This window comes from Pseudomonas sp. FSL W5-0203 (genome assembly GCF_001896155.1).
GTDB classification, from domain to species: domain Bacteria; phylum Pseudomonadota; class Gammaproteobacteria; order Pseudomonadales; family Pseudomonadaceae; genus Aquipseudomonas; species Aquipseudomonas paracarnis.
This window is the reverse complement of the sequence record NZ_MPOR01000006.1, coordinates 139,895-160,690: the sequence shown is the minus strand read 5'-3', so window position 1 is coordinate 160,690 and position 20,796 is coordinate 139,895. Positions and strand designations below refer to the sequence as shown.

Below are 20,796 nucleotides of genomic sequence, written 5' to 3'. Positions count from 1 at the left end.
TATGACACGGGATAATACGCTAATATCCCATCTGTTAAATCATGAATTTCAACGAGTTTTTAATCATGTTATAGTATGTATATACATACCATGTACCACAGTACTAAATCGACGGAGACCCCATGGCTCGCGGCGGCATAAACAAAGCAGTAGTGCAAACGGCACGCCTGGCGATCCTCGCCCGTGGCGAAAACCCCAGCATCGATGCGGTGCGTATCGAAATGGGTAATACCGGCTCGAAAACCACCATTCATCGCTATTTGAAAGAGCTGGACGAAAGTGAGACGCGCCAGACCATCACCCAAGCGCCGATCGACGATGAGCTTGGTGAACTGGTCGCACGCCTGTCCCAACGCCTGAAAGAGAAGGCCCAAGAGCCGATCGACCTGGCCCTGGCGCAATTCGAGCAACAAAAAGCCGCCCTGCTCGCCCAGTTAGAAACCCTGGAAGAAGCGCACACCCAGCTCAAACAGCAATTTGATATCCAGGCCGCTGCCCTCGCTGAAGAAAGCGCGGCGCTGCAAACCGCCAGCACCAGCCTGCAGGCCGAGCAAACCCGTAACGCCGGGCTGAGCCAGGCGTGCAGCGACTACGAGCTAAGGCTCAACGACAAAGACGAGCAGATTCGCTCACTGGAAGAAAAGCACCTGCACGCCCGCGATGCGCTTGAGCATTACCGCACTGCCATCAAGGAGCAGCGTGAACAGGAACAGCGTCGCCATGAGGGCCAGTTGCAACAGGTACAGGCCGAATTGCGTCAGGCCCAGCAAAGCGCTCTGGTGCGCCAGGACGAAATCACGCAACTGCATCGCGACAACGAGCGCCTGCTGAGTGAGCAGCGAGTGACAACCAAGGAATTGAATACGCTGCAGGAGCACGCTCGCCAGGACCAGGCGCTACAGTTGAAACTCAAGGAACAGCTCAGCCAGATCGACAGCGAGCGCACCCTGCTCCAGGAGCGCCTACGGGTTGCCGTGCTGGACAGCCAATCGCGCCAAGCGTCACTGCTTGAATATCAGCAGCACAACAAGGCGCTTGAGCTGGACCTGATCAAGGCCCAGGCAAGCATCGAAGCCCTGCGCCTGGCGACCGTCGTTGCAACGGTGCCAGAGGCAGCAGAGCCAAGCTGATCAGGGCGCCACAGGCGTGCGCATGGTGACGAATTCTTCCGCCGCCGTAGGATGCACGCCGATGGTTTCATCGAAATGCTGCTTGGTCGCGCCCGCCTTGAGCGCGATCGCCAGCCCTTGCACGATCTCACCCGCATCCGGGCCGACCATGTGGCAACCCAACACTTTGTCGGTGTCGGCGTCGACCACCAACTTCATCAAGGTCTTTTCCTGGCAATCGGTCAGGGTCAGCTTCATCGGCCGGAACCGGCTTTCAAAGATCTGCACGTTGTGGCCATTTTGGCGTGCATCCTCTTCAGTCAGGCCGACTGTGCCGATATTCGGCAGGCTGAACACCGCCGTCGCGATATTGGCGTAATCCACCGGGCGGTATTGCTCGGGCTTGAACAACCGCCGCGCCACGGCCATGCCTTCAGCCAGGGCCACCGGCGTCAGTTGCACACGACCAATCACATCGCCAATCGCCAGGATCGACGGCTCGGCGGTCTGGTAGAGATCATCCACCGCGACGAAACCGCGCTCGTCCAGTTTGACCCCGGTATTTTCCAGGCCCAGGTTATCCAGCATCGGACGGCGGCCAGTGGCGTAGAACACGCAATCGGCTTCCAGCACGCGGCCATCCTTCAAAGTGGCCTTGAGGCTGCCGTCGGCCTGCTTGTCGATGCGCTCGATGTCGGCATTGAACTGCAAGTCCAGGCCGCGCTTGGTCAGCTCTTCTTGCAGGTGTTTGCGCACCGAACCGTCAAAGCCGCGCAAGAACAGATCGCCGCGATACAGCAATGACGTTTGGGCGCCCAAGCCGTGGAAGATGCCGGCGAACTCAACGGCGATATAACCACCACCCACTACCAGCACGCGCTTGGGCAGCTCTTTAAGAAAGAATGCCTCATTGGAGCCAATGGCGTGCTCGCGCCCTGGAATCTCAGGGATCTGCGGCCAGCCGCCGGTGGCAATCAGGATGTGCTTGGCAGTGAAGCGCTCACCGTTGATCTCCACCTGATGGGCATCGACCAGGCGTGCATGCCCTTCATGCAGGGTCACGCCGCTGTTGACCAACAGGTTGCGATAGATACCGTTGAGGCGGTTGATCTCACGATCCTTGTTGGCGATCAGGGTCGCCCAATCAAAGTTCGCCTCACCCAGGGACCAGCCAAAGCCGCTGGCCTGTTCAAAGTCTTCGGCAAAATGCGCGCCGTACACCAACAGCTTCTTTGGCACGCAGCCGACGTTCACACAGGTGCCACCCAGGTAGCGGCTCTCGGCCACCGCCACCTTGGCGCCAAAGCCTGCGGCAAAACGCGCCGCGCGAACACCGCCGGAACCGGCGCCAATTACATACAGGTCAAAATCGTAGGCCATTTCACTCTCCTCGGCAGGACACCAGCATACCGACTTACATGGGGCTGAAAAACGAAAAAGCCATCCGAAGGTGGCTTTCGCTTAAAACGTACCGGCAAGCGTGAATCAGTAAGCCTTGCCCGTCTTGTAGAAATGCTCGTAGCAGAAGTTGGTCGCTTCGATGTAGCCCTCAGCGCCGCCGCAGTCGAAACGCTGGCCCTTGAACTTGTAGGCAATCACGCAGCCGTCTTTGGCTTGCTTGAGCAGAGCGTCGGTGATCTGGATCTCGCCGCCCTTGCCTGGCTCGGTTTCTTCGATCAGCTTGAAGATGTCCGGCGTGAGGATGTAACGACCGATAATCGCCAGGTTCGATGGCGCGTCTTCCGGTGCTGGTTTCTCGACCATGTCGCGTACGCGGATCAGGCCATCGCCAATATCGTCGCCGGCGATAACACCGTACTTATTGGTTTCGGTTGGGTTGACTTCCATTACCGCAACGATGGTGCAACGGTATTTCTGGTAGAGCTTGACCATCTGGGTCAGCACACCGTCGCCTTCCAGGTTGACGCACAGGTCGTCCGCCAGGACCACGGCGAAGGGTTCATCACCGATCAGCGGGCGGCCGGTAAGGATGGCGTGGCCGAGGCCTTTCATCTGGGTCTGACGGGTGTAGGAGAACGAGCACTCGTCGAGCAGTTTACGGATACCGACCAGGTATTTTTCCTTGTCGGTGCCCTTGATCTGGTTTTCCAGCTCATAGCTGATGTCGAAGTGGTCTTCCAGCGCGCGCTTACCACGACCCGTGACGATGGAGATCTCGTTCAAACCGGCATCCAGTGCCTCTTCCACACCGTACTGAATCAGTGGCTTGTTCACCACTGGCAGCATTTCTTTGGGCATGGCTTTGGTCGCTGGCAAGAAGCGAGTGCCGTAACCGGCTGCTGGGAACAAGCATTTCTTGATCATATGAGTCCTTACAAAGGGCTGTGCGTACGGAATTCGGCGCAGTCTAATCAGGCCGCAGTCACCTTACAATGGGGTCCTGCTGGCGTTGCAATGTCATCATAGAGAAAAAATGTCGGCGTAAGTTCCGCTGATGCTGCATAGCGCATCACCAACGGTCGGCCAGAATCCGACTTGGCCCCTTGTTTAGAAGGGCTGCATTGGTTTTAGCACGCTTTGGCGCCCCTGGCACTGACCCGCAACAACTTGCGCCCCGCCCCGGCATTTGGCGCTATCATGGGCGCCTTGAACCAAGACCACGAGATTGCCAACAGATGTCAGAACCCAAAGGTGTAAACGGCTACCTGATCACGAAGCGAGCGGACGGCTGGCACTTGATCAATTTTCACGGTGACAGCGTTGCCGGCGTATTCGAGACCGAAAGCATGGCGATCGCCGTCGCCGAAGTGTTTGTAGATGAGGCAGGCCATGCATCGAGCAAGCGGCCGAAAACCAAGTAAGCCTCGTTGCACCGCTTTTAAAGCCCCGTTAAGCGGGGCTTTTTTGTTTGTCTGTACCTAGATGGCAGTTCGCTATAACCTTCAACAACGCCACGACAGTGTCAGCGCGCCCTTCCAATACCCTCGATGACGAACCTCTATGAAAAAAATCCTGGCACTGACCGCGGTACTGGCACTCGCCGGCTGCACCACCGCTTCCGACACCGTGCTGAAAAATGGTGAACAAGGCTTGACCATCGACTGCTCGGGCGAGGCCAATTCATGGGCCAGTTGCTACGAGAAAGCGGACGCATCCTGCGCCGGCACCGGTTACCGCATCGTTGGCACCAATGGCACGCCGGCACTCAAGGAAAGCGACAAGACCCTGGGCCAGGACGTGGGCAACTTCAAAGGCCGTAGCGTGGTGGTGGTCTGCAAGTAACGCTGCTACAGGTGCACTTCAGCGAATTTGACCCCCAGGCCACGCAGGGTTTCGATCAGGTCATCCAGACGAGCAAATGACTCGACCTCATCCTGTTCGTCCACCAGGAAGTAGCTGCGCCCGCCGCTCTTCTTGAAAAACACGATCCACTCGCCCAGATCGGCGGGGTTCTGGATGACATGGGTGGCCGAGATCTGCCCTTCGGCATGGCGGGCTTTGACGTGTTCTCGTTTCATAACGGGCTTTCCAGAAAAACAAATGCCGCTCAAACCCAGGGTTTGAGCGGCATCTTTGTAGTGAATGCCCGACAGTTTAACGGATGCAGGCCGTCCCTGCAGGGTGATGGCTTTTTTTATCGGGTTTGAGGGGTAGGCCTGTGGCTCAACCGGAAATGCACTCTTCCCCTGCCTTCTTCACGTCGCCCGGGCGGATGGGCACATTGGACATGCTTTCATAAAGCTTGATGCTGCTACCGCTGGAGCGGTCTTCAATTTCAAAGATCGCCGACGGGTCTGCCGAGAACTTCTGCGGCACGATCACCTGAATGCCGTCTTTATGGGGCTCGATCTGCGGCGGCCGACGGGTCGCCTCCAATTTGCGCACCACGCACGCCGCATATTCCTGCGGCTTCTTCCCTGAGATGACCACCAATGTTGGCGGGGTCTGCTTGATATCTGCAACCGAAGCACACCCACCTATTGCCAAGGCCAGCACCAACACACTCCACTTCATACAAAAACCTCCGATAAAGACCCTACGACAGCGGGGATGGTAATTTTCTCCCACCAACGTAGGATTTATCTGTGATAACTCGGTAAATAACTGTTTTAAATTGTCGAAGTCGTCGACGACGGCCCGATAATAAACGCGCTGGGGCTGATAAACTCCATCTTAACCTACGTATCGTTCTGATTTTTCAGAAAAAGCCCTTCTGGAGACACCCCATGAAATTCATCCACCAGCGTGAGCACCTCAACGAGGGAGACATTGTCGTCATCGAATGCTCGCAGACCTGCAATATTCGCCTGATGAGCGATGCGAACTTTCGCAGCTTCAAAAATGGCGGCCGCCATACCTACCACGGCGGCGCATTTGATAAATTCCCGGCCAAGATCACCGCGCCCAGCACCGGCTTCTGGAACATCACCCTGGATGTGGTGACCCGTCGCGCCATCAGCGTGACCCGCAAGCCTGCGTTGTCCCACAAGATTCGTATCGTTCGTCGTACCAGCAGCAAGCTGAGCTGACCCGAACACCTGACAGGAAAAAAGCTGTGACCACCACAACCAAATACGTCATCAAGTACAAGCTCAACGGCGAACGCCGCTTTGAATTTGCCCAGTTGCAAAACAACAGCGTCGAAGAAGCCAAGCAAGCCTTGGCAAAAATTCATGATGCCAGCGACGAAATCACCGACATCAACGTGAGCAAGGCGCTGTAAGCCATGCCAGGCCCTACCGCCGATTTGTTTGCCGATGAGGCCCTGCAACAGCCTGCCGGGCGCGAGCAAATTGGCGAAGAGTCGTATGTACTGAGGGGCTATGCCTTGCCCTGGATCGAGCGGTTATTGCCTGAACTGCGGCGTGTCCTGGCTCAATCACCGTTTCGGCAGATGGTCACCCCCGGCGGCTTTACCATGTCGGCGGCGCTGAGCAGTTGCGGCGAGCTGGGCTGGACCACCGACGCCCGTGGCTATCGCTACAGCCCATTCGACCCGCGCAACCAGCAGCCCTGGCCCGCCATGCCCGAGACGTTGCGCCAACTGGCCGTGACAGCGGCAATCGAGGCCGGTTTCAGCGGTTTTCTACCCGATGCCTGCCTGATCAACCGTTACGTACCGGGGGCGAAGATGTCCCTGCACCAGGACAAGAACGAGCGCAACTACAGCGCGCCCGTGGTCTCGGTGTCCCTGGGGCTGCCGGCGATTTTCCTGTTCGGTGGGCATGCGCGCAGCGACAACACCCAAAAGGTCTCGCTGTTTCATGGTGATGTGGTCGTGTGGGGCGGCGTTGATCGCCTGCGCTTTCATGGCGTGATGCCGATCAAAGACGGCCTGCATTCGATCATGGGCCCGCAGCGCATCAACCTGACCTTTCGCACCGCGGGCTAATTTGACCGCAAGCTTCGGAGTGTCGATGACGAGCGGCAGGCTTAATCTGCTCCTGAACCGTCAAGAGTGCAGGCCATGAACAACGAACACGATCCGCGCTGGGCTGCCATTATTGCCCGTGATGCCAAGGCTGACGCCTTGTTTGTCTACGGCGTGAAAACCACCGGCGTGTATTGCCGCCCCAGCAGCGCTTCGCGTTTGCCGCGCCCGGAGAATGTCGAATTTTTCGACACGCCGGCGCAGGCCGAAGCCGCCGGTTATCGTCCCAGTAAACGCGCTGCCGGCGACCAGACGCAGTTGGCTGCACACCATGGGCAGTTAGTGGCCGAAGCCTGCCGGCAAATCGAACAAGCCGAAACCCCGCCTAGCCTGGACGCGCTCGCCCGATCCGCCGGGCTGAGTCCGTTTCACTTCCACCGCGTATTCAAAGCCAACACCGGGTTGACCCCCAAGGGTTACGCCAGCGCCCTGCGTTCGCGCAGAGTGCGCGACGGCCTCAAGGGCCAGCATTCGGTGACAGACACCCTGTACGACGCGGGCTTTAATTCCAATAGCCGCTTTTATGAAGCCGCCGACCAAGTGCTCGGCATGAAACCGCGAGATTACAAAGGCGGCGGCGCCAATAACACCATCCGCTTTGCCGTTGGCCAGTGCTCGCTGGGGGCGATTCTGGTGGCGCAAAGCCAACGTGGCGTGTGTGCGATTTTATTGGGTGATGATCCGGACAAACTGGTGCGCGACCTGCAAGACCAGTTTCCCAAGGCTGAGTTGATCGGCGCGGATCAGGGGTTCGAACAACTGGTGGCCCAGGTCGTTGGCTTTGTCGAGGCCCCTGCCGTGGGCCTGGATTTGCCCTTGGACCTGCGCGGCACGGCCTTTCAGGAGCGGGTGTGGCAGGCGTTGCGCGAAATCCCTGCGGGCAGCACCGCCAGCTATGCGCAGATTGCCGAGCGTATCGGCGCACCCTCCTCCTTTCGCGCCGTGGCCCAGGCGTGTGGTGCCAACCACCTGGCGGTGGCGATTCCCTGTCATCGCGTGGTGCGCAGCAATGGCGAGCTGTCGGGCTACCGCTGGGGCGTAGAGCGCAAGCGCCAGTTACTTGAGCGCGAAACCCAGCCCCACAAAACGCCGCTCCCGTCCAGTGAATAAAACAGACTGGCCGGGTGCTGATTGCCCTGCTAAAACAGCGAAAAGCCCTACTAACGCTGGAGAAGCAACCCATGAGCACCTGGCCAGACACCCGCATTCTTGACCTGTTGGGCATTGAGGTGCCGATCATCCAGGCGCCGATGGCTGGCGCGACGACCACCGCCATGGTCATCGCCGCTCAGCAAGCCGGTGCCCTGGGCTCCATGCCTGCGGCGGCGCTGAGCCTGGAGCAACTGCGCGAGGCCTTGGCCCTCATTCGCCAGGCCAATCATGCGCCGCTGAACGTCAACTTCTTCTGCCATCAACCGTCCGATGCCGATGAAGCGCGGGATCAGGCTTGGAAGGCCTTGCTGCAACCTTACTACCATGAGCTGGGCGCCGACTTTGATGCGCCAACCCCGGTGTCCAACCGTGCGCCGTTCAATGACGCAGCCTGCCAGGTGGTGGAAGCGTTTCGGCCAGAAGTGGTGAGCTTTCATTTTGGCCTGCCAGAGAAGTCTTTGCTGGACCGGGTAAAAGCCACCGGTGCCAAGGTGCTGTCATCGGCCACCACCGTCGAGGAAGCCGTGTGGCTGGAACAGCACGGCTGCGACGCGATCATCGCCATGGGCATCGAAGCGGGTGGGCACCGTGGCCTGTTTCTCAGCGATGACCTCAATAGCCAGATCGGCTTGATGGCGCTGCTGCCACAGATCGTCGACGCGGTCAGCGTGCCGGTGATTGCTGCGGGCGGAATCGCCGATGCACGCGGCATCGTTGCGGCCTTTGCCCTCGGCGCTTCGGCGGTGCAGATCGGCACGGCGTACCTGTTCACGCCCGAAGCCACTGTAAGCGCCGCCCATCACCATGCGCTGCGCCATGCCCAGGCCAGCGAAACCGCGCTGACCAACCTGTTCACCGGCCGCCCGGCGCGGGGCATCGTCAACCGGGTGATGCGTGAACTCGGCGCAATCAACCCAGCGGCGCCGGCGTTCCCCAAAGCGGGAGGCGCATTAATGCCACTCAAGGCCAAGGATGAAGCCGGTTTCAGCAACCTGTGGGCGGGCCAGGCCCTGAGGCTGGGCAAAGACCTGTCCACCTATGACCTGACCCGCGAATTGGCCGAGCACGCGATAGCCAGATTCACCCGCCACTGACCTGCGCAACAACTTGGTGCTGTACCGGCAATAGCCTACCGCTATATATTCCCATACATAGCGGTAAGCCTTTTTACCTACAACCTGCCGTACACCTTCAAGGAGTTGCTTCATGATGACCCGCGTTTCGCGCCTGGCCCCCCTGCTTGCCGCCTTTGCCTTGGGTACGGCCCATGCCGACGAAGTGCAGGTGGCCGTGGCCGCCAACTTCACTGCCCCGATACAGGCGATTGCCGCCGACTTCGAGAAAGACACCGGCCATAAACTGGTCGCGGCCTACGGTGCCACCGGGCAGTTCTACACCCAGATCAAGAATGGCGCGCCGTTTGAAGTGTTCCTCAGCGCCGATGACACCACCGCGCAAAAACTCGAAAGCGAAGGCGCTACCGTCAAGGGTTCACGCTTCACCTACGCGGTCGGCACCCTGGCGCTGTGGTCGGCCAAAGAAGGCTATGTGGATGCCAACGGTGATGTGCTGAAGAAAAACCAGTTCAAGCACTTGTCCATCGCCAACCCCAAAACAGCGCCCTACGGCCTGGCCGCCACCCAGGTACTGGCCAGGGAAGGCTTGACTGACAAGGTCAAGGACAAGCTCGTCGAGGGCCAGAACATCACCCAGGCTTATCAGTTTGTGTCTACCGGCAACGCCGAGCTGGGTTTTGTGGCCTTGTCGCAAATCTACAAAGACGGCAAAGTCACCGGCGGTTCGGCGTGGATTGTTCCGGCCTCCCTGCATGACCCGATCAAACAGGACGCCGTAATCCTCAACAAGGGCAAGGACAGCGCCGCCGCCAAGGCCCTGGTGGACTACCTCAAAGGCCCGAAAGCGGCTGCCGTTATCAAATCCTACGGTTACGAGCTGTAAATGCCCCTGACAAGTGCTGATGTTTCTGCGATCTGGTTGACCCTCAAACTGGCCTCGCTGACCACCCTGATCCTGTTGATCATCGGCACACCGATCGCCCTGTGGCTGTCGCGCACCCGTTCCAAGTGGCGCGGCCCCATCGGCGCAGTGGTCGCACTGCCGTTGGTGTTGCCGCCAACGGTCATCGGCTTTTACTTGCTGTTGGCCATGGGGCCCAATGGGTACGTCGGCCAATTCACGCAGTGGCTGGGCCTGGGCACCCTCACCTTCAGTTTCGCCGGGCTGGTGATTGGCTCGGTGATCTACTCCATGCCCTTCGTGGTGCAGCCGTTGCAGAATGCGTTTTCTGCCATCGGCACGCGCGCGCTGGAAGTGGCCGCGACCTTGCGCGCCAACCCGTGGGACACGTTTTTCACGGTGATCCTGCCGCTGGCACGCCCTGGGTTTATCACCGCCTCGATTCTGGGCTTCGCCCATACCGTTGGTGAGTTCGGCGTGGTGCTGATGATCGGCGGCAATATCCCGGACAAGACCCGTGTCGTCTCGGTGCAAATCTACGACCACGTCGAAGCCATGGAATATGCCCAGGCCCATTGGCTGGCTGGGGCCATGGTGGTATTCGCCTTCCTCGTGTTGCTGGTGCTCTATTCCAGCCGTAAAACCAAGATGGGCTGGAGTTGATCGCGATGATGGATATACGCCTGCACCTGAAATACTCCGCCTTCGCACTGGATGTGGACCTGCAATTGCCCGGCCGTGGCGTGAGCGCGCTGTACGGACATTCCGGTTCAGGCAAGACCACCTGCCTGCGCTGCATCGCCGGTCTGGAACGCGCCGAACACGGTTTTGTGCAAATCAACGACGAGGTGTGGCAAGACAGCCGCAAAGGGCTGTTTGTGCCGCCGCATAAACGCGCCCTGGGCTATGTGTTCCAAGAGGCGAGCCTGTTTCCTCACCTGTCGGTGCTCGCCAATCTGGAGTTCGGCCTCAAACGTATCCCACGCCCGCAACGGCGCGTGGACATGGCCCAGGCCACCGAACTGTTGGGTATCGGGCACTTGCTTGAGCGTCATCCGCAACACCTGTCCGGCGGCGAGCGCCAGCGCGTCGGCATCGCCCGCGCCTTGCTCACCAGCCCCAAGTTGTTGTTGATGGATGAACCGCTGGCGGCCCTGGACAGCCAGCGCAAAAGCGAGATATTGCCTTACCTGGAACGCCTGCACGACGAGCTGGATATCCCGGTGCTCTACGTCAGCCATGCCCAGGACGAAGTGGCGCGACTGGCCGACCATATCGTCCTGCTCAGCGACGGCAAGGCCCTGGCCAGTGGCCCGATCGGCGAGACCCTGGCGCGCCTCGACCTGCCCTTGGCGCTGGGCGACGATGCCGGCGTGGTGATCGCCGGCAGCGTCGTTGCCTACGACGCGCACTATCAGTTGCTCACTCTGCAGTTGCCCGATTGCCCGTTGCAGATGCGCGTGGCCCATGTCCCGCTGGTGGTGGGCAACCCGCTGCGGGTCAAGGTCCAGGCGCGGGATGTAAGCCTGAGCCTGCAGGCCCAAGAACACAGCAGCATCCTCAACCGCTTGCCGGTGACCGTCACCCAGACTATCGGCGCGGACAACAGCGCCCATGTGCTGGTGCGCCTGGACGCCGGCGGCACGCCGTTACTGGCGCGCATCACGCGCTTCTCCCGCGACCAATTGCAACTGCATCCGGGCCAGACGTTGTGGGCGCAAATCAAGGCGGTGGCCGTACTGGCTTAAGCATTTGGCACGACCGCAGGGCGCTGCGGTCAATCAGACATACCGGCCTGATTTGTTGCCAAGGAACCCGCCCCATGCCTGACTCTTCGTTACCCGCCGACCTGCCTCGCGACCTGCACTATGTGGATGACACCCAGCCCGGCATCCGCCGTAAAAAAGTGCGAGGCAAGTTCCAGTATCTGAACGCCAAAGGCGAGCGCATTACCGACGCGGACGAAATCAAACGCCTGAACGCCTTGGCGGTGCCACCCGCCTACACCGATGTGTGGATCTGCGCCGACCCTCGCGGCCACCTGCAAGCCACCGGCCGCGACGCCCGTGGCCGTAAGCAGTACCGTTACCACCCACGCTGGCGCGAGGTGCGCGACAGCGACAAGTACTCGCGCTTACAGGCTTTTGGCGCCGCTTTGCCCAGATTGCGCAAACAGCTCGAAGCACAAATCGCCGAGCCGGGGTTTACCCGCGAAAAGGTGTTGGCCACGGTGGTGATGTTGCTGGACGCCACGCTGATCCGCGTCGGCAATACCCAATATGCCCGCGAAAACAAATCCTACGGCCTGACCACCCTGCGCAACCGCCATGTGGACATCAAGGGCAGCGAGATCCAGTTCCAGTTTCGTGGCAAGAGTGGCGTGGAGCACCAAGTCAGCGTCAAGGATCGGCGCCTGGCCCGGGTGGTCAAGCGTTGCATGGAATTGCCAGGGCAAAACCTGTTCCAGTACCTGGACGAAGACGGTGAGCGGCATACCGTCAGCTCCCAGGACGTCAACGACTACCTGCACCGCCTGACCGGCGAAGACTTTACCGCCAAGGACTACCGCACCTGGGCCGGCACAGCAATGGCGCTGGCGGTGTTGCGCGAGTTGGCGTGGCAGCCCGAATCCGACGCTAAGCGGCATGTGGTGGCGATGGTCAAGGATGTCGCCCGGCAGTTGGGCAATACGCCGGCGGTGTGTCGCAAGTGCTATATCCACCCGGCGGTGCTTGAGCATTTCAGCCTCGGTGAATTGTCGAAGCTGCCCAAGCCGCGAGTGCGCAAAGGCCTGAAAGCCGAAGAAGTCGCGCTGGCAATGTTCCTGGAAAAACTGGCCGAAGACTTGCCGCACAAAGTTTAGGTGGGTTAGGCTCTGCCTCCCTTCTGACTCACGGGATGACCGCCGACGTGAACAACTAAGCCTTCCAAAATGTATCTGCAACGAGCCGCCTGGCGCGCTTGTTGGCCTGTTCGACATTTTTTTGGAGGTGCTGATGACTGACGTCAAACGGCTGCCCGCACTTGTTTCCCTGCAACACCTGTCTTTCCAGTTCGCCAATGGCGAAACCTTGCTGGCCGACGTGAACCTGTCCATTGATCAAACGCCTACCGGTATCGTCGGGCGCAATGGACGGGGCAAAAGTATCCTGGCCAAGTTGATGGCCGGCGTGCTGCTGCCCTCCTCCGGCACGTTGAAAAAACCGGCCCACGTTGCCTATGTGCCCCAGGCCATCACGGCTCAACCAGGGCAAACCATCGCCGATATCACCGCAACTGCCGCGGCCTTGGCTGCCCTTGAGCGAATGGGCCAGGGCGATGCACGCCTCGGTGACCTGGAACTGATCGACGATCGCTGGGACCTCGCAGAGCGCCTGCGTCAGGCACTGGATGCAGCGGGTTTGCAGACTCTCAGTGGCAGTACCCCGGCCGATCAACTCAGCGGCGGCCAACTTGCCAGGGTCGCGCTGATCGGGGCGTTGTTGGCGGCGCCGCAGTTGCTGATTCTGGATGAGCCCAGCAACCATCTTGATGCTGACGGGCGCGACTGGCTGTTGCGTGTGTTGCGCGATTGGCGCGGTGGCCTGGTGGTGGTCAGCCATGATCGACAGTTGCTCAATGCCATGGGCCGCATCATCGAGCTGTCGCCCCTGGGCATTCAAGTGTATGGCGGCAACTACGATGCCTATCGCCAGCAACGCGACACTCACCAGCAGGCCGCGATTGCTGCGTGGGAACAGGCGCGTCTGGCCCGCAGCCGCGAGCGTCGGCGCGTGCAAAAAGATCACGACGACCTGCAGCGCCACGCCGCACGCGCACGTAAACAGGCCGAGACCGCCAACGTCGACCGTTTTACCAAGGCGCGCTGGAAAAGCGCAGCAACGGAGGTCGTCAGCAGCGTGCGCAGCGCCCATCATGCGTGCAAAAACCAACTCGACGCCCAGGTACGCCAGGCGTACGAGCGCGTGGTGGATGAGACGCCCACACTGCTCGCATTATCAGGCTCGACCGTCCCGAATGGCCGCCAGGTACTGGTGCTGGAGCAGGCGCAATTGCCCTGGCTTGATCCCTTGGCACCCGCCAGCTACCTGACGGCCAACCTGACAGGCCCGGCTCGCGTTGCCGTACGTGGGCCGAACGGTTGCGGCAAATCGACCTTGCTCAAAGTGCTAGCCGGCCACTGGCAGGCGGTCAGTGGCGAGTGCAGCGTAGCGGTGCCCAGCGCGTACATCGATCAGCACCTGGCGCTGCTGGACGACCGTCGCAGCCTTGTCGAGCAACTCAACCTGCTCGACACGCCCCTGGCCGAAGCCGAACTGCGCACACGTCTGGCGTTGTTGCAGTTGGACGCGCTGCGGGTTACGCAGCCGGCAGGGCAACTCAGCGGCGGCGAGCGCTTGAAAGCCGCGATGGCCGTAGCCTTGTGGCGTGAGACACCGGCGCAATTACTGTTATTGGATGAACCCACCAATCACCTGGACCTGGAGTCGGTGCTGGCGTTTGAGCAGGCATTGAAGGGGTTTGCCGGCGCGCTGCTGGCCGTATCACACGATGAGGCATTCTTGCAGGCGATCGAGCCGACTCACCATCTGACATGGCACGCCACCGGCTGGCAACTTGAGCGTGTCTGAGGTCATTGCGCAGACAGGCAAAGCGTCCTACGGTAATGGCCGGATAATCTCCCCGAGGAAACCGGCCCCATGCTGCCTTCGTCTCGCAAGCCTTACACCAATGCCACGCTCGCCCATCGACAGCGCTGGCGCGGGCGGGTGGGCTTGATGCTGGTGGCTTGTCTGTCGGTGGTGGCGGGTATGACCGATGCCATCGGTTTTATGGCCAGCGGCGATTTCGTCTCGTTCATGAGCGGTAACACCACGCGCCTGGCGGTGGCCATCAGTGCGGGCGACCTGGGGCTCACCGGGCGGCTGGTGCTCCTGGTCGCCACCTTCGTGGTCGGTAATGCCTTGGGCGTGCTGGTCAGCCGTTTCAGCAAGCGCCATGCGTTGCCCTTATTGCTGTGCATCGGCGCCTTGCTCTGTGCTGCGGCGTTGTGGCCATCGACCGACACCTTGCCCGCGTTGCTCGCAGCGATCATTGCCATGGGCATGCTCAACGCGGCCGTCGAGGAGGTGAACGGGTTACCGGTGGGGCTGACCTACGTCACCGGAGCGCTGTCACGCTTTGGTCGCGGGCTGGGCCGTTGGTTATTGGGCGAGCGCCGCAATGGCTGGCGCGTGCAATTGATTCCGTGGGGCGGGATGTTCATTGGCGCTGTGATCGGTGCACTGCTGGAACAGCAGATGGGCCTGCGCGCATTGTGGGTCAGTGGTGCGTTGGCTGGGGCCTTGGGGGTGGCGACACTGTTGATTCCGCGACGCTGGCACTTGGGTTTCATGCCCCGTTGAGGTGGGGTGGAGGAGCTCGTTCGACGTTTAAGCCTCGACATCCGTGTACCGGTAAAGAGCCATCACGTCGAACGAGCGAGTGAATCATAAGCCAATGCCCGGCGGCTGTCCCGCCAGGCGTTTCGGAATATGACTAAGGCAACCGACTTACAGACAAGTGGCCAGTGCTGCCAGGCGACGTTTGGCTGGCATCGTGTCCTGAGCGGCGTAGTAGTTGACCGTAGAACCCGCGCCGGTGCTGAGTACATCGACAAAGTAATCGCCACCGGTGGTGTACACCGTAAAACCACCCGCCTCGGTCGCTTCCTTGAAGCCGCCGGCATCGATGCCGAACACGCTTTCATCCTGCCAACCGAACTGGATGCATTGGGCAACCACCAGAGTGGCCTTGTCCGATGCCAGGGTCTTGTAGGGGCTGCCTGCGCGCGCCTCTTTCATCTTGGAACCTGCACAACCGGCCAGTGCCGCCAGTATCAATGCGCCTATTACCACTTTGTGCATGCCATTGCTTCCTTGGAAAAACCGTGACTCTACCACTGTGCGAAAGCCAACTGACGCGCCCATGAACTTTGTTTCACTGTGAAAGGCAAACACGCCGCCTATAGTGGCCAGGCTCATTTTTTGGAAGTCTCCCTTCTGCCCGCTACCCCGCGGGCTTTTTTTTGCCTGGGTATCAAAACCACCAACGGAACAGATAGAACAGCGCCATGCTCAATAGCACGGTGGTCAATACGCTGCGCGTCCAATACATCAACGCCACGGCGCAGATGCCGGCCAGCAGGTAAGGGTTGCTCGGGCTCAGGTTAAGCCGATGGTCAGCCAGAAAAATAATCGGCCCGCAGATCGCCGTGAGCATGCCCGGCACGGCGAAGCCCAAAAATTCACGCGCGCCGCGATTGAGCCGTACCGGCAAGCGTGGCTCGATAAACAGGTAACGGTTGAAGAACACCACCAGGCCCATGGCCACAATCATCAGGTAAATCATCGTTGCCCCACTCCCAGCCGTTTACAAGCAAACCCCGCGCTCATCCCCAACACACCCGAGACCACCACCGCCGACTCCCAGTGCAGATAACTCAACCAGACCGAGCTCAGCAGTGCCACGGCAACGCATACCACCGTGGGCACGTCGCGCACCACGGGGGTGATCAAGGCGATAAAGGTGGCGGCAATCGAAAACTCCAGCCCCAATTGATCAAGGCCGGGAATGCTCTTGCCCAGCACAATGCCGGCAAGGGTGAAGAGGTTCCAGATCAGGTAAAACGTCAGGCCGACGCCCAGGGCGTACCAGCGATTGAAGGTCTGGCGGTCATAGTGGTTGACCAGGGCAAAGAATTCATCGGTCAACAAAAAACCCAGGCTCATGCGCCAACGGGTGTTGAGCGAAGACAACGTAGGACGCATATGCATGCCATAGAGCAGGTGCTGGGAGGTCAGTAGCAAGGTGGTCAGCACGATGGAAATCAGGCTGGCACCGCTCTTGACCATGCCGATGGCCACCAGTTGTGCGGCACCGGCAAACACAATGGCAGACAAGCCTTGGGCTTGCAGCGGGGTAAATTGCGCGTCGATGGCCATGGAGCCGGCCAGCAACCCCCAGGGCGCACAGGCCAGGGATAAGGGAATAACGGCGATGGCGCCGCGGGTGAAGGCGTAATGAGGCAATGCAGTGGGCATGGAAAACGGCTCATCGACAGACAGTCGACAAGCATGCCAGCACGAACGAAGGCTTGTCTTGAACGATCTTGCTCAGGCGAGCTTGACTGATACCTGCTCCACCGAATCCCGCGCTTCGCGCAATTCATACGCATCCTGGTTCAGCCGGTGGATGGTATTGAGCAGGCGCTGGCGCAGCACTTCATCGCCGAGTTTTTCCACGGCGCGCATCAGGTCAAAGGCCGCGGTTTCGTTATTTTCCGCGACGGAATCCAGGGTCTTGCGCAGGTTGCGGGTGGCTCGGGTCACGCGGGGTCTTCCTTCATCAGCAATGGGCAGGCACGTTAGGACATTTGTGTTTCATTTTAATTTCAAACAGTTGTGGCGGTTTCAAAGGCCTTTGATCCATATCAATTGAAACAAGATTTGACCGGGACATAGAGAAATACGTATAGACGCACTGCGTCTGAACGCAATGGGCGACAGACCACAACGGGCCAGCACCTGCTGCTGAGCCATCGGAGCTTTTATTCATGCTTGTCGCAATTGCGATTTTCCTCGTCACCATCGTGCTGGTCATCTGGCAACCCAAGGGTCTGGGCGTCGGCTGGAGTGCCACACTGGGCGCGATCCTGGCGCTGGCCTGTGGGGTGATCAGCCTGGCGGACATCCCAGTGGTGTGGCACATCATCTGGAACGCCACCGGTACTTTTGTCGCGCTGATCATCATCAGCCTGTTGCTGGACGAAGCCGGCTTCTTCGCCTGGACGGCCCTGCATGTGGCGCGCTGGGGCCGTGGCCGCGGCCGGCGGTTGTTTGCTTATATGGTGCTGCTGGGTGCGCTGGTATCGGCACTGTTTGCCAATGACGGTGCGGCGTTGATCCTGACGCCTATCGTGATGTCGATGCTGTTGGCCTTGCGTTTTTCCCCGGCGGCGACCCTGGCCTTCGTCATGGGCGCCGGGTTTATCGCCGATACGGCGAGCCTGCCATTGGTGGTGTCGAACCTGGTGAATATCGTTTCGGCGGACTATTTCAAGATCGGCTTCAACGAATATGCTGCCGTGATGGTGCCGGTGAACCTGGTCAGCGTGGCCGCGACCCTGGCAGTGCTGCTGTGGTTTTTTCGCCGGGACATTCCTCAAACCTACGACCCGGCTGACCTGGAAGACCCCAACAGTGCCATCCATGACCCTGCGACGTTCCGCGCCGGTTGGTGGGTACTGGGTATTCTGCTCATCGGCTGTTTCGCCTTGGAGCCTCTGGGTATTCCCATCAGTGCGATTTCCGCCGTCTGCGCCGTGCTGCTGCTGGTGATTGCCGCCAAGGGCCATAAGATTTCCACGCGCAAAGTCCTCAAGGAAGCGCCTTGGCAGATCGTGATTTTTTCCTTGGGCATGTACCTGGTGGTGTACGGCCTGCGTAACGCCGGCCTGACCGACTATCTGGCCACCTGGCTCGACACCTTCGCCACCTATGGTGTGTGGGGCGCGGCCATGGGCACCGGGTTGCTGACGGCGCTGCTCTCATCGGCGATGAATAACCTGCCGACGGTACTGATTGGCGCATTGTCCATCGAGTCCAGCCATGCTGTGGGCGTGGTCAAGGACGCGATGATCTACGCCAACGTGATTGGCAGCGACCTGGGCCCGAAAATCACCCCCATAGGCAGTTTGGCCACTTTGCTGTGGCTGCATATCCTGGCGCGCAAAGGCATCACTATCACCTGGGGTTACTACTTCAAGGTCGGGATCGTGCTGACCTTGCCCGTGCTGCTGATCACCCTGGCCGCCCTCGCCTTGCGCTTGAGTTTCTAAAGGAACGCGCCATGAAAGTCCTGTTCATGTGTACCGCCAACAGTTGCCGCAGCATCTTGTCCGAAGCGATGTTCAATCACTTGGCGCCAGAGGGTTTCGAGGCGGTCAGCTCGGGCAGTTTTCCCAAGGGCCAGGTGTTGCCCCGTAGCCTGAGCACGCTGCAGGCGGCGGGCATCAGCATCGAAGGTTTGTACAGCAAGGGCAATGACGCCTTTCAAGGCTGCCCGCCGGATGTGGTCATCACCGTGTGCGATAAAGCAGCCGGTGAAGCGTGCCCGGTGTATTTTGGCCCGGCGGTGAAGGCCCATTGGGGCTTGGAAGACCCCTCCGAGATGCAGGGTGATGAGGCGCAAGTAGAGGCTGCATTCAAGGCCACCCTCAACATCATCGCCGCACGCTGCGAAGCGTTTTTTGCGCTCCCCTTTGCGAGTTTATCGCCAGATGAATTGAAGGCTGCAGTCGACCGCATTGCCTCAACACCGCAGCCTTTTTAGGAGCGAGCTTGCTCACTCCTACAGGGTCCTGTGACAGGCGCTGATTCTGTGGGCAGTACATAACCAATGTGGGAGCTGGCTTGCCTGCGAAAGCGTTGGTTCAGTAAAAGATTCAGTGGCTGACACACCGCCTTCGCGAGCAAGCCCGCTCCCACAGGAGATCTGCGCCGGGCGTTGATTCTGTGGGCAGTACATAACCAATGTGGGAGCTGGCTTGCCTGCGATGGCGGTGGCTCAGTTGAAGATTGAGTGGCTGACATACCGCCATCGCGAACGTTCCTACAGAGGACGTGGTATCCCTCTCTCGGACTGACGTATGCTCTGGCACTTTCTCGAAAGGAACTGAGCATGCTGTCGATCTTTGTCTATGCGCTGGTATTCGGTTTTGTATTTTGCCTTTCTCCCGGCGCCGTGCTGGCAGAGACTCTGCGCCGCGGCTTGCTCCATGGCTTCACGCCGGCGTTGCTGGTGCAGTTCGGCTCACTGGTGGGCGACGCCGTCTGGGCCGTGATTGGCCTCACCGGTATCGCACTGCTGATTCAGCATGATGCAGTGCGGGTTCCACTTACAATCGTCTGTGCGCTCTACCTGGCCTGGCTCGGCATCCGCAGCCTGATTGATGCCTGGCAGTTACCCGCAACCGACAACGCCCCTGCCAGCTCAGGCAAAAATGCGTTGGCGGTGGGCGCGGCGATTTCCTTGGCTAATCCGAAAAACATCGTCTACTGGGGCGCCTTGGGCAGCGCACTGTCGGGGATTGTCGGCACCACCCCCAGTCACGGGCAGACCCTGATGTTTTTTGCCGGCTTCATGCTGGCGTCGGTACTCTCGTGTTTTCTTACCGCCGCCTTGGTGAACCTGCTACGCAAGAACGCATCACCTAGCTGGCAACGCGTGAGTTATGCGGCGTGCGGTTTAGTATTGATTTATCTGGCGATACTCGCCGCGCACGGTATATAAAGTTATCCAGCCAATAACTTGCATGCCTCTTGTCTGAACAAACTCTGAACACGGGCTAATTTAATTAATCATGCGTTGACATTCTGTGACGCCCTGAGTAGATTGCCCGTGCCCGCAACTGGGGCCTTTTTTAAACCTCACAAAAGAAGCCAATGGACACAGTATCTAGTCGCTGTCCGAGCACCGCCTCTGCGGGCATCGGGCGCCAAACCCAGAATATGACAGGACTCGCGTTCCAGGTCCGGTAAGCTGCGCTAGAGCTTGATGCTCCATCGTAACTGCCTCACCGGTCGCCCGTCCGGTCCCGAGGTGTGTTATGACCTTCCAACTCCTTGTTTTGCCTGATACACGCACACTGGTCGCCGCCCTGCGCGCCAAGCTGTGCCGAGCGCCGGCGGGCTTTTCGCCAACCCGCTCGACCTTTGTCACACCCTCCCCTCAAGTGCGCCCGGCACCGCCGCTGGCGCACTGGCGCATCTGCCCTGAAAGCGGCCACCTGGTGCAGCATTGGGATCATGCTGACCCTCAAGACCCGCAGAGACCCAAGGTTTCCCGCCTGGCGCAAGCGCGCCTGATGCTCGGTCTTTACCTGAGCACTCGCGCCGCCTGAGCTAGCTGGAAACAGCAACTTTCTTATTGATGACCCTGGAGTTCTTTATGAACAAATCCAGTAGTAGCCCGCTGCACGCTCGTTAACTAACGCGCTGTTAGCGGGCCCTTCAGAAGTTATGTGAACACCTTATTTAAACCGATCGCAAAGTTTGCGGCTCGGCATGCTTTCGCTCGCCTGTATTCAGGTAAGTACCGGGTATGTTTTGTCGAGAATTGGCGACA

The 20,796-nt window shown here is 59.6% G+C and carries 26 protein-coding genes; 18 read left to right on the top strand and 8 right to left on the bottom strand.

Annotation, left to right across the window (positions count from 1 at the left end):
• The first annotated feature begins 122 nt into the window (after positions 1-122).
• The gene (locus BOP96_RS08500; RefSeq protein WP_020302756.1) at positions 123-1,130 is read left to right on the top strand and encodes a DNA-binding protein; all 1,008 of its coding nucleotides are present in this window, start codon (positions 123-125) and stop codon (positions 1,128-1,130) included.
• Here BOP96_RS08500 and gorA read toward each other — a convergent pair whose 3' ends face one another.
• Positions 1,131-2,489, bottom strand: a complete 1,359-nt coding sequence (gene gorA / locus BOP96_RS08495; protein ID WP_072434591.1) for a glutathione-disulfide reductase — start codon at positions 2,487-2,489, stop codon at positions 1,131-1,133.
• A 105-nt stretch (positions 2,490-2,594) separates the two neighbouring features.
• Positions 2,595-3,434, bottom strand: coding sequence for a UTP--glucose-1-phosphate uridylyltransferase GalU (gene galU / locus BOP96_RS08490; RefSeq protein WP_003173830.1), 840 nt, complete (start codon positions 3,432-3,434; stop codon positions 2,595-2,597).
• Between the two features lie 311 nt (positions 3,435-3,745).
• Between galU and BOP96_RS08485 the strand changes: the two genes are divergently transcribed.
• Positions 3,746-3,931 carry a hypothetical protein gene (locus BOP96_RS08485; RefSeq protein ID WP_003191311.1) on the top strand — a complete coding sequence of 62 codons (186 nt, stop codon included), beginning with the start codon at positions 3,746-3,748 and terminating at the stop codon, positions 3,929-3,931.
• Between the two features lie 139 nt (positions 3,932-4,070).
• Positions 4,071-4,352, top strand: coding sequence for a hypothetical protein (locus tag BOP96_RS08480; RefSeq protein ID WP_014718514.1), 282 nt, complete (start codon positions 4,071-4,073; stop codon positions 4,350-4,352).
• 5 nt (positions 4,353-4,357) lie between these two features.
• Here the strand turns inward: BOP96_RS08480 and BOP96_RS08475 are convergent, their stop codons facing one another.
• Both BOP96_RS08475 and BOP96_RS08470 read right to left on the bottom strand, forming a co-directional pair.
• Positions 4,358-4,588 (bottom strand): hypothetical protein, encoded by a 231-nt coding sequence (locus BOP96_RS08475; RefSeq protein WP_014718515.1) that lies wholly within the window; start codon positions 4,586-4,588, stop codon positions 4,358-4,360.
• A 145-nt stretch (positions 4,589-4,733) separates the two neighbouring features.
• Positions 4,734-5,084, bottom strand: coding sequence for a hypothetical protein (locus BOP96_RS08470; RefSeq protein ID WP_003191317.1), 351 nt, complete (start codon positions 5,082-5,084; stop codon positions 4,734-4,736).
• A gap of 212 nt (positions 5,085-5,296) precedes the next feature.
• Here BOP96_RS08470 and BOP96_RS08465 point away from each other — a divergent pair, with 212 nt between their 5' ends.
• The 11 genes from BOP96_RS08465 (at position 5,297) to BOP96_RS08420 (ending at position 15,035) form a co-directional block, all read left to right on the top strand.
• Entirely contained in the window at positions 5,297-5,599 is a 303-nt protein-coding gene (locus BOP96_RS08465) for a DUF1883 domain-containing protein (protein ID WP_003191319.1), read from the top strand.
• Between the two features lie 26 nt (positions 5,600-5,625).
• Positions 5,626-5,793: a hypothetical protein gene (locus BOP96_RS30050; protein WP_014718516.1), complete on the top strand. Its 168-nt coding sequence runs from the start codon at positions 5,626-5,628 to the stop codon at positions 5,791-5,793.
• Between the two features lie 3 nt (positions 5,794-5,796).
• Complete coding sequence (gene alkB, locus BOP96_RS08460) at positions 5,797-6,462, top strand: DNA oxidative demethylase AlkB (protein WP_020302754.1); 666 nt, start codon at positions 5,797-5,799, stop codon at positions 6,460-6,462.
• A 75-nt stretch (positions 6,463-6,537) separates the two neighbouring features.
• Complete coding sequence (ada, locus tag BOP96_RS08455; protein WP_014718518.1) at positions 6,538-7,611, top strand: bifunctional DNA-binding transcriptional regulator/O6-methylguanine-DNA methyltransferase Ada; 1,074 nt, start codon at positions 6,538-6,540, stop codon at positions 7,609-7,611.
• Between the two features lie 71 nt (positions 7,612-7,682).
• The gene (locus tag BOP96_RS08450; protein ID WP_073452443.1) at positions 7,683-8,747 is read left to right on the top strand and encodes an NAD(P)H-dependent flavin oxidoreductase; all 1,065 of its coding nucleotides are present in this window, start codon (positions 7,683-7,685) and stop codon (positions 8,745-8,747) included.
• A 112-nt stretch (positions 8,748-8,859) separates the two neighbouring features.
• Entirely contained in the window at positions 8,860-9,612 is a 753-nt protein-coding gene (gene modA / locus BOP96_RS08445) for a molybdate ABC transporter substrate-binding protein (protein WP_032903034.1), read from the top strand.
• Entirely contained in the window at positions 9,613-10,293 is a 681-nt protein-coding gene (gene modB, locus BOP96_RS08440) for a molybdate ABC transporter permease subunit (RefSeq protein WP_073452442.1), read from the top strand.
• A gap of 5 nt (positions 10,294-10,298) precedes the next feature.
• Positions 10,299-11,378: a molybdenum ABC transporter ATP-binding protein gene (gene modC / locus BOP96_RS08435; RefSeq protein WP_073452440.1), complete on the top strand. Its 1,080-nt coding sequence runs from the start codon at positions 10,299-10,301 to the stop codon at positions 11,376-11,378.
• A gap of 74 nt (positions 11,379-11,452) precedes the next feature.
• Complete coding sequence (locus BOP96_RS08430) at positions 11,453-12,493, top strand: DNA topoisomerase IB (RefSeq protein WP_072434596.1); 1,041 nt, start codon at positions 11,453-11,455, stop codon at positions 12,491-12,493.
• A gap of 133 nt (positions 12,494-12,626) precedes the next feature.
• Positions 12,627-14,261, top strand: a complete 1,635-nt coding sequence (locus BOP96_RS08425; RefSeq protein ID WP_073452438.1) for an ABC-F family ATP-binding cassette domain-containing protein — start codon at positions 12,627-12,629, stop codon at positions 14,259-14,261.
• Between the two features lie 69 nt (positions 14,262-14,330).
• On the top strand, positions 14,331-15,035 hold the full coding sequence (locus BOP96_RS08420) for a YoaK family protein (protein ID WP_020302749.1): 705 nt from the start codon (positions 14,331-14,333) through the stop codon (positions 15,033-15,035).
• Between the two features lie 147 nt (positions 15,036-15,182).
• Here the strand turns inward: BOP96_RS08420 and BOP96_RS08415 are convergent, their stop codons facing one another.
• The 4 genes from BOP96_RS08415 to BOP96_RS08400 form a co-directional block, all read right to left on the bottom strand.
• Entirely contained in the window at positions 15,183-15,536 is a 354-nt protein-coding gene (locus BOP96_RS08415) for a hypothetical protein (RefSeq protein WP_032903026.1), read from the bottom strand.
• Positions 15,537-15,708: 172 nt separating this feature from the next.
• Positions 15,709-16,020 carry an AzlD domain-containing protein gene (locus BOP96_RS08410; RefSeq protein ID WP_014718527.1) on the bottom strand — a complete coding sequence of 104 codons (312 nt, stop codon included), beginning with the start codon at positions 16,018-16,020 and terminating at the stop codon, positions 15,709-15,711.
• Positions 16,017-16,712 carry an AzlC family ABC transporter permease gene (locus BOP96_RS08405; RefSeq protein ID WP_014718528.1) on the bottom strand — a complete coding sequence of 232 codons (696 nt, stop codon included), beginning with the start codon at positions 16,710-16,712 and terminating at the stop codon, positions 16,017-16,019. Before BOP96_RS08405 ends, BOP96_RS08410 begins: the two co-directional genes overlap by 4 nt.
• A 72-nt stretch (positions 16,713-16,784) precedes the next feature.
• Positions 16,785-17,000 carry a hypothetical protein gene (locus BOP96_RS08400; protein ID WP_003191339.1) on the bottom strand — a complete coding sequence of 72 codons (216 nt, stop codon included), beginning with the start codon at positions 16,998-17,000 and terminating at the stop codon, positions 16,785-16,787.
• Between the two features lie 224 nt (positions 17,001-17,224).
• On the opposite strand from BOP96_RS08400, the gene BOP96_RS08395 reads away from it, so the two are divergent.
• The 4 genes from BOP96_RS08395 to BOP96_RS08380 all read left to right on the top strand — a co-directional run bounded on the left by BOP96_RS08395 (position 17,225) and on the right by BOP96_RS08380 (position 20,572).
• Complete coding sequence (locus BOP96_RS08395) at positions 17,225-18,508, top strand: arsenic transporter (protein ID WP_073452436.1); 1,284 nt, start codon at positions 17,225-17,227, stop codon at positions 18,506-18,508.
• A gap of 11 nt (positions 18,509-18,519) precedes the next feature.
• Positions 18,520-19,002 (top strand): arsenate reductase ArsC, encoded by a 483-nt coding sequence (locus BOP96_RS08390; protein WP_014718531.1) that lies wholly within the window; start codon positions 18,520-18,522, stop codon positions 19,000-19,002.
• Between the two features lie 348 nt (positions 19,003-19,350).
• Positions 19,351-19,962 (top strand): LysE family transporter, encoded by a 612-nt coding sequence (locus tag BOP96_RS08385; protein ID WP_014718532.1) that lies wholly within the window; start codon positions 19,351-19,353, stop codon positions 19,960-19,962.
• 316 nt (positions 19,963-20,278) lie between these two features.
• On the top strand, positions 20,279-20,572 hold the full coding sequence (locus BOP96_RS08380) for a hypothetical protein (protein WP_014718533.1): 294 nt from the start codon (positions 20,279-20,281) through the stop codon (positions 20,570-20,572).
• Positions 20,573-20,796: the final 224 nt, after the last annotated feature.

Excerpts from the sequence above, each read along its gene's own strand:
- BOP96_RS08500 (WP_020302756.1), top strand. The coding sequence starts at position 123 with ATGGCTCGCGGCGGCATAAACAAAGCAGTAGTGCAAACGGCACGCCTG.
- gorA (WP_072434591.1), bottom strand. The coding sequence starts at position 2,489 with ATGGCCTACGATTTTGACCTGTATGTAATTGGCGCCGGTTCCGGCGGT.
- galU (WP_003173830.1), bottom strand. The coding sequence starts at position 3,434 with ATGATCAAGAAATGCTTGTTCCCAGCAGCCGGTTACGGCACTCGCTTC.
- BOP96_RS08485 (WP_003191311.1), top strand. The coding sequence starts at position 3,746 with ATGTCAGAACCCAAAGGTGTAAACGGCTACCTGATCACGAAGCGAGCG.
- BOP96_RS08480 (WP_014718514.1), top strand. The coding sequence starts at position 4,071 with ATGAAAAAAATCCTGGCACTGACCGCGGTACTGGCACTCGCCGGCTGC.
- BOP96_RS08475 (WP_014718515.1), bottom strand. The coding sequence starts at position 4,588 with ATGAAACGAGAACACGTCAAAGCCCGCCATGCCGAAGGGCAGATCTCG.
- BOP96_RS08470 (WP_003191317.1), bottom strand. The coding sequence starts at position 5,084 with ATGAAGTGGAGTGTGTTGGTGCTGGCCTTGGCAATAGGTGGGTGTGCT.
- BOP96_RS08465 (WP_003191319.1), top strand. The coding sequence starts at position 5,297 with ATGAAATTCATCCACCAGCGTGAGCACCTCAACGAGGGAGACATTGTC.
- alkB (WP_020302754.1), top strand. The coding sequence starts at position 5,797 with ATGCCAGGCCCTACCGCCGATTTGTTTGCCGATGAGGCCCTGCAACAG.
- ada (WP_014718518.1), top strand. The coding sequence starts at position 6,538 with ATGAACAACGAACACGATCCGCGCTGGGCTGCCATTATTGCCCGTGAT.
- BOP96_RS08450 (WP_073452443.1), top strand. The coding sequence starts at position 7,683 with ATGAGCACCTGGCCAGACACCCGCATTCTTGACCTGTTGGGCATTGAG.
- modA (WP_032903034.1), top strand. The coding sequence starts at position 8,860 with ATGATGACCCGCGTTTCGCGCCTGGCCCCCCTGCTTGCCGCCTTTGCC.
- modB (WP_073452442.1), top strand. The coding sequence starts at position 9,613 with ATGCCCCTGACAAGTGCTGATGTTTCTGCGATCTGGTTGACCCTCAAA.
- modC (WP_073452440.1), top strand. The coding sequence starts at position 10,299 with ATGATGGATATACGCCTGCACCTGAAATACTCCGCCTTCGCACTGGAT.
- BOP96_RS08430 (WP_072434596.1), top strand. The coding sequence starts at position 11,453 with ATGCCTGACTCTTCGTTACCCGCCGACCTGCCTCGCGACCTGCACTAT.
- BOP96_RS08425 (WP_073452438.1), top strand. The coding sequence starts at position 12,627 with ATGACTGACGTCAAACGGCTGCCCGCACTTGTTTCCCTGCAACACCTG.
- BOP96_RS08420 (WP_020302749.1), top strand. The coding sequence starts at position 14,331 with ATGCTGCCTTCGTCTCGCAAGCCTTACACCAATGCCACGCTCGCCCAT.
- BOP96_RS08415 (WP_032903026.1), bottom strand. The coding sequence starts at position 15,536 with ATGCACAAAGTGGTAATAGGCGCATTGATACTGGCGGCACTGGCCGGT.
- BOP96_RS08410 (WP_014718527.1), bottom strand. The coding sequence starts at position 16,020 with ATGATTTACCTGATGATTGTGGCCATGGGCCTGGTGGTGTTCTTCAAC.
- BOP96_RS08405 (WP_014718528.1), bottom strand. The coding sequence starts at position 16,712 with ATGCCCACTGCATTGCCTCATTACGCCTTCACCCGCGGCGCCATCGCC.
- BOP96_RS08395 (WP_073452436.1), top strand. The coding sequence starts at position 17,225 with ATGCTTGTCGCAATTGCGATTTTCCTCGTCACCATCGTGCTGGTCATC.
- BOP96_RS08390 (WP_014718531.1), top strand. The coding sequence starts at position 18,520 with ATGAAAGTCCTGTTCATGTGTACCGCCAACAGTTGCCGCAGCATCTTG.
- BOP96_RS08385 (WP_014718532.1), top strand. The coding sequence starts at position 19,351 with ATGCTGTCGATCTTTGTCTATGCGCTGGTATTCGGTTTTGTATTTTGC.
- BOP96_RS08380 (WP_014718533.1), top strand. The coding sequence starts at position 20,279 with ATGACCTTCCAACTCCTTGTTTTGCCTGATACACGCACACTGGTCGCC.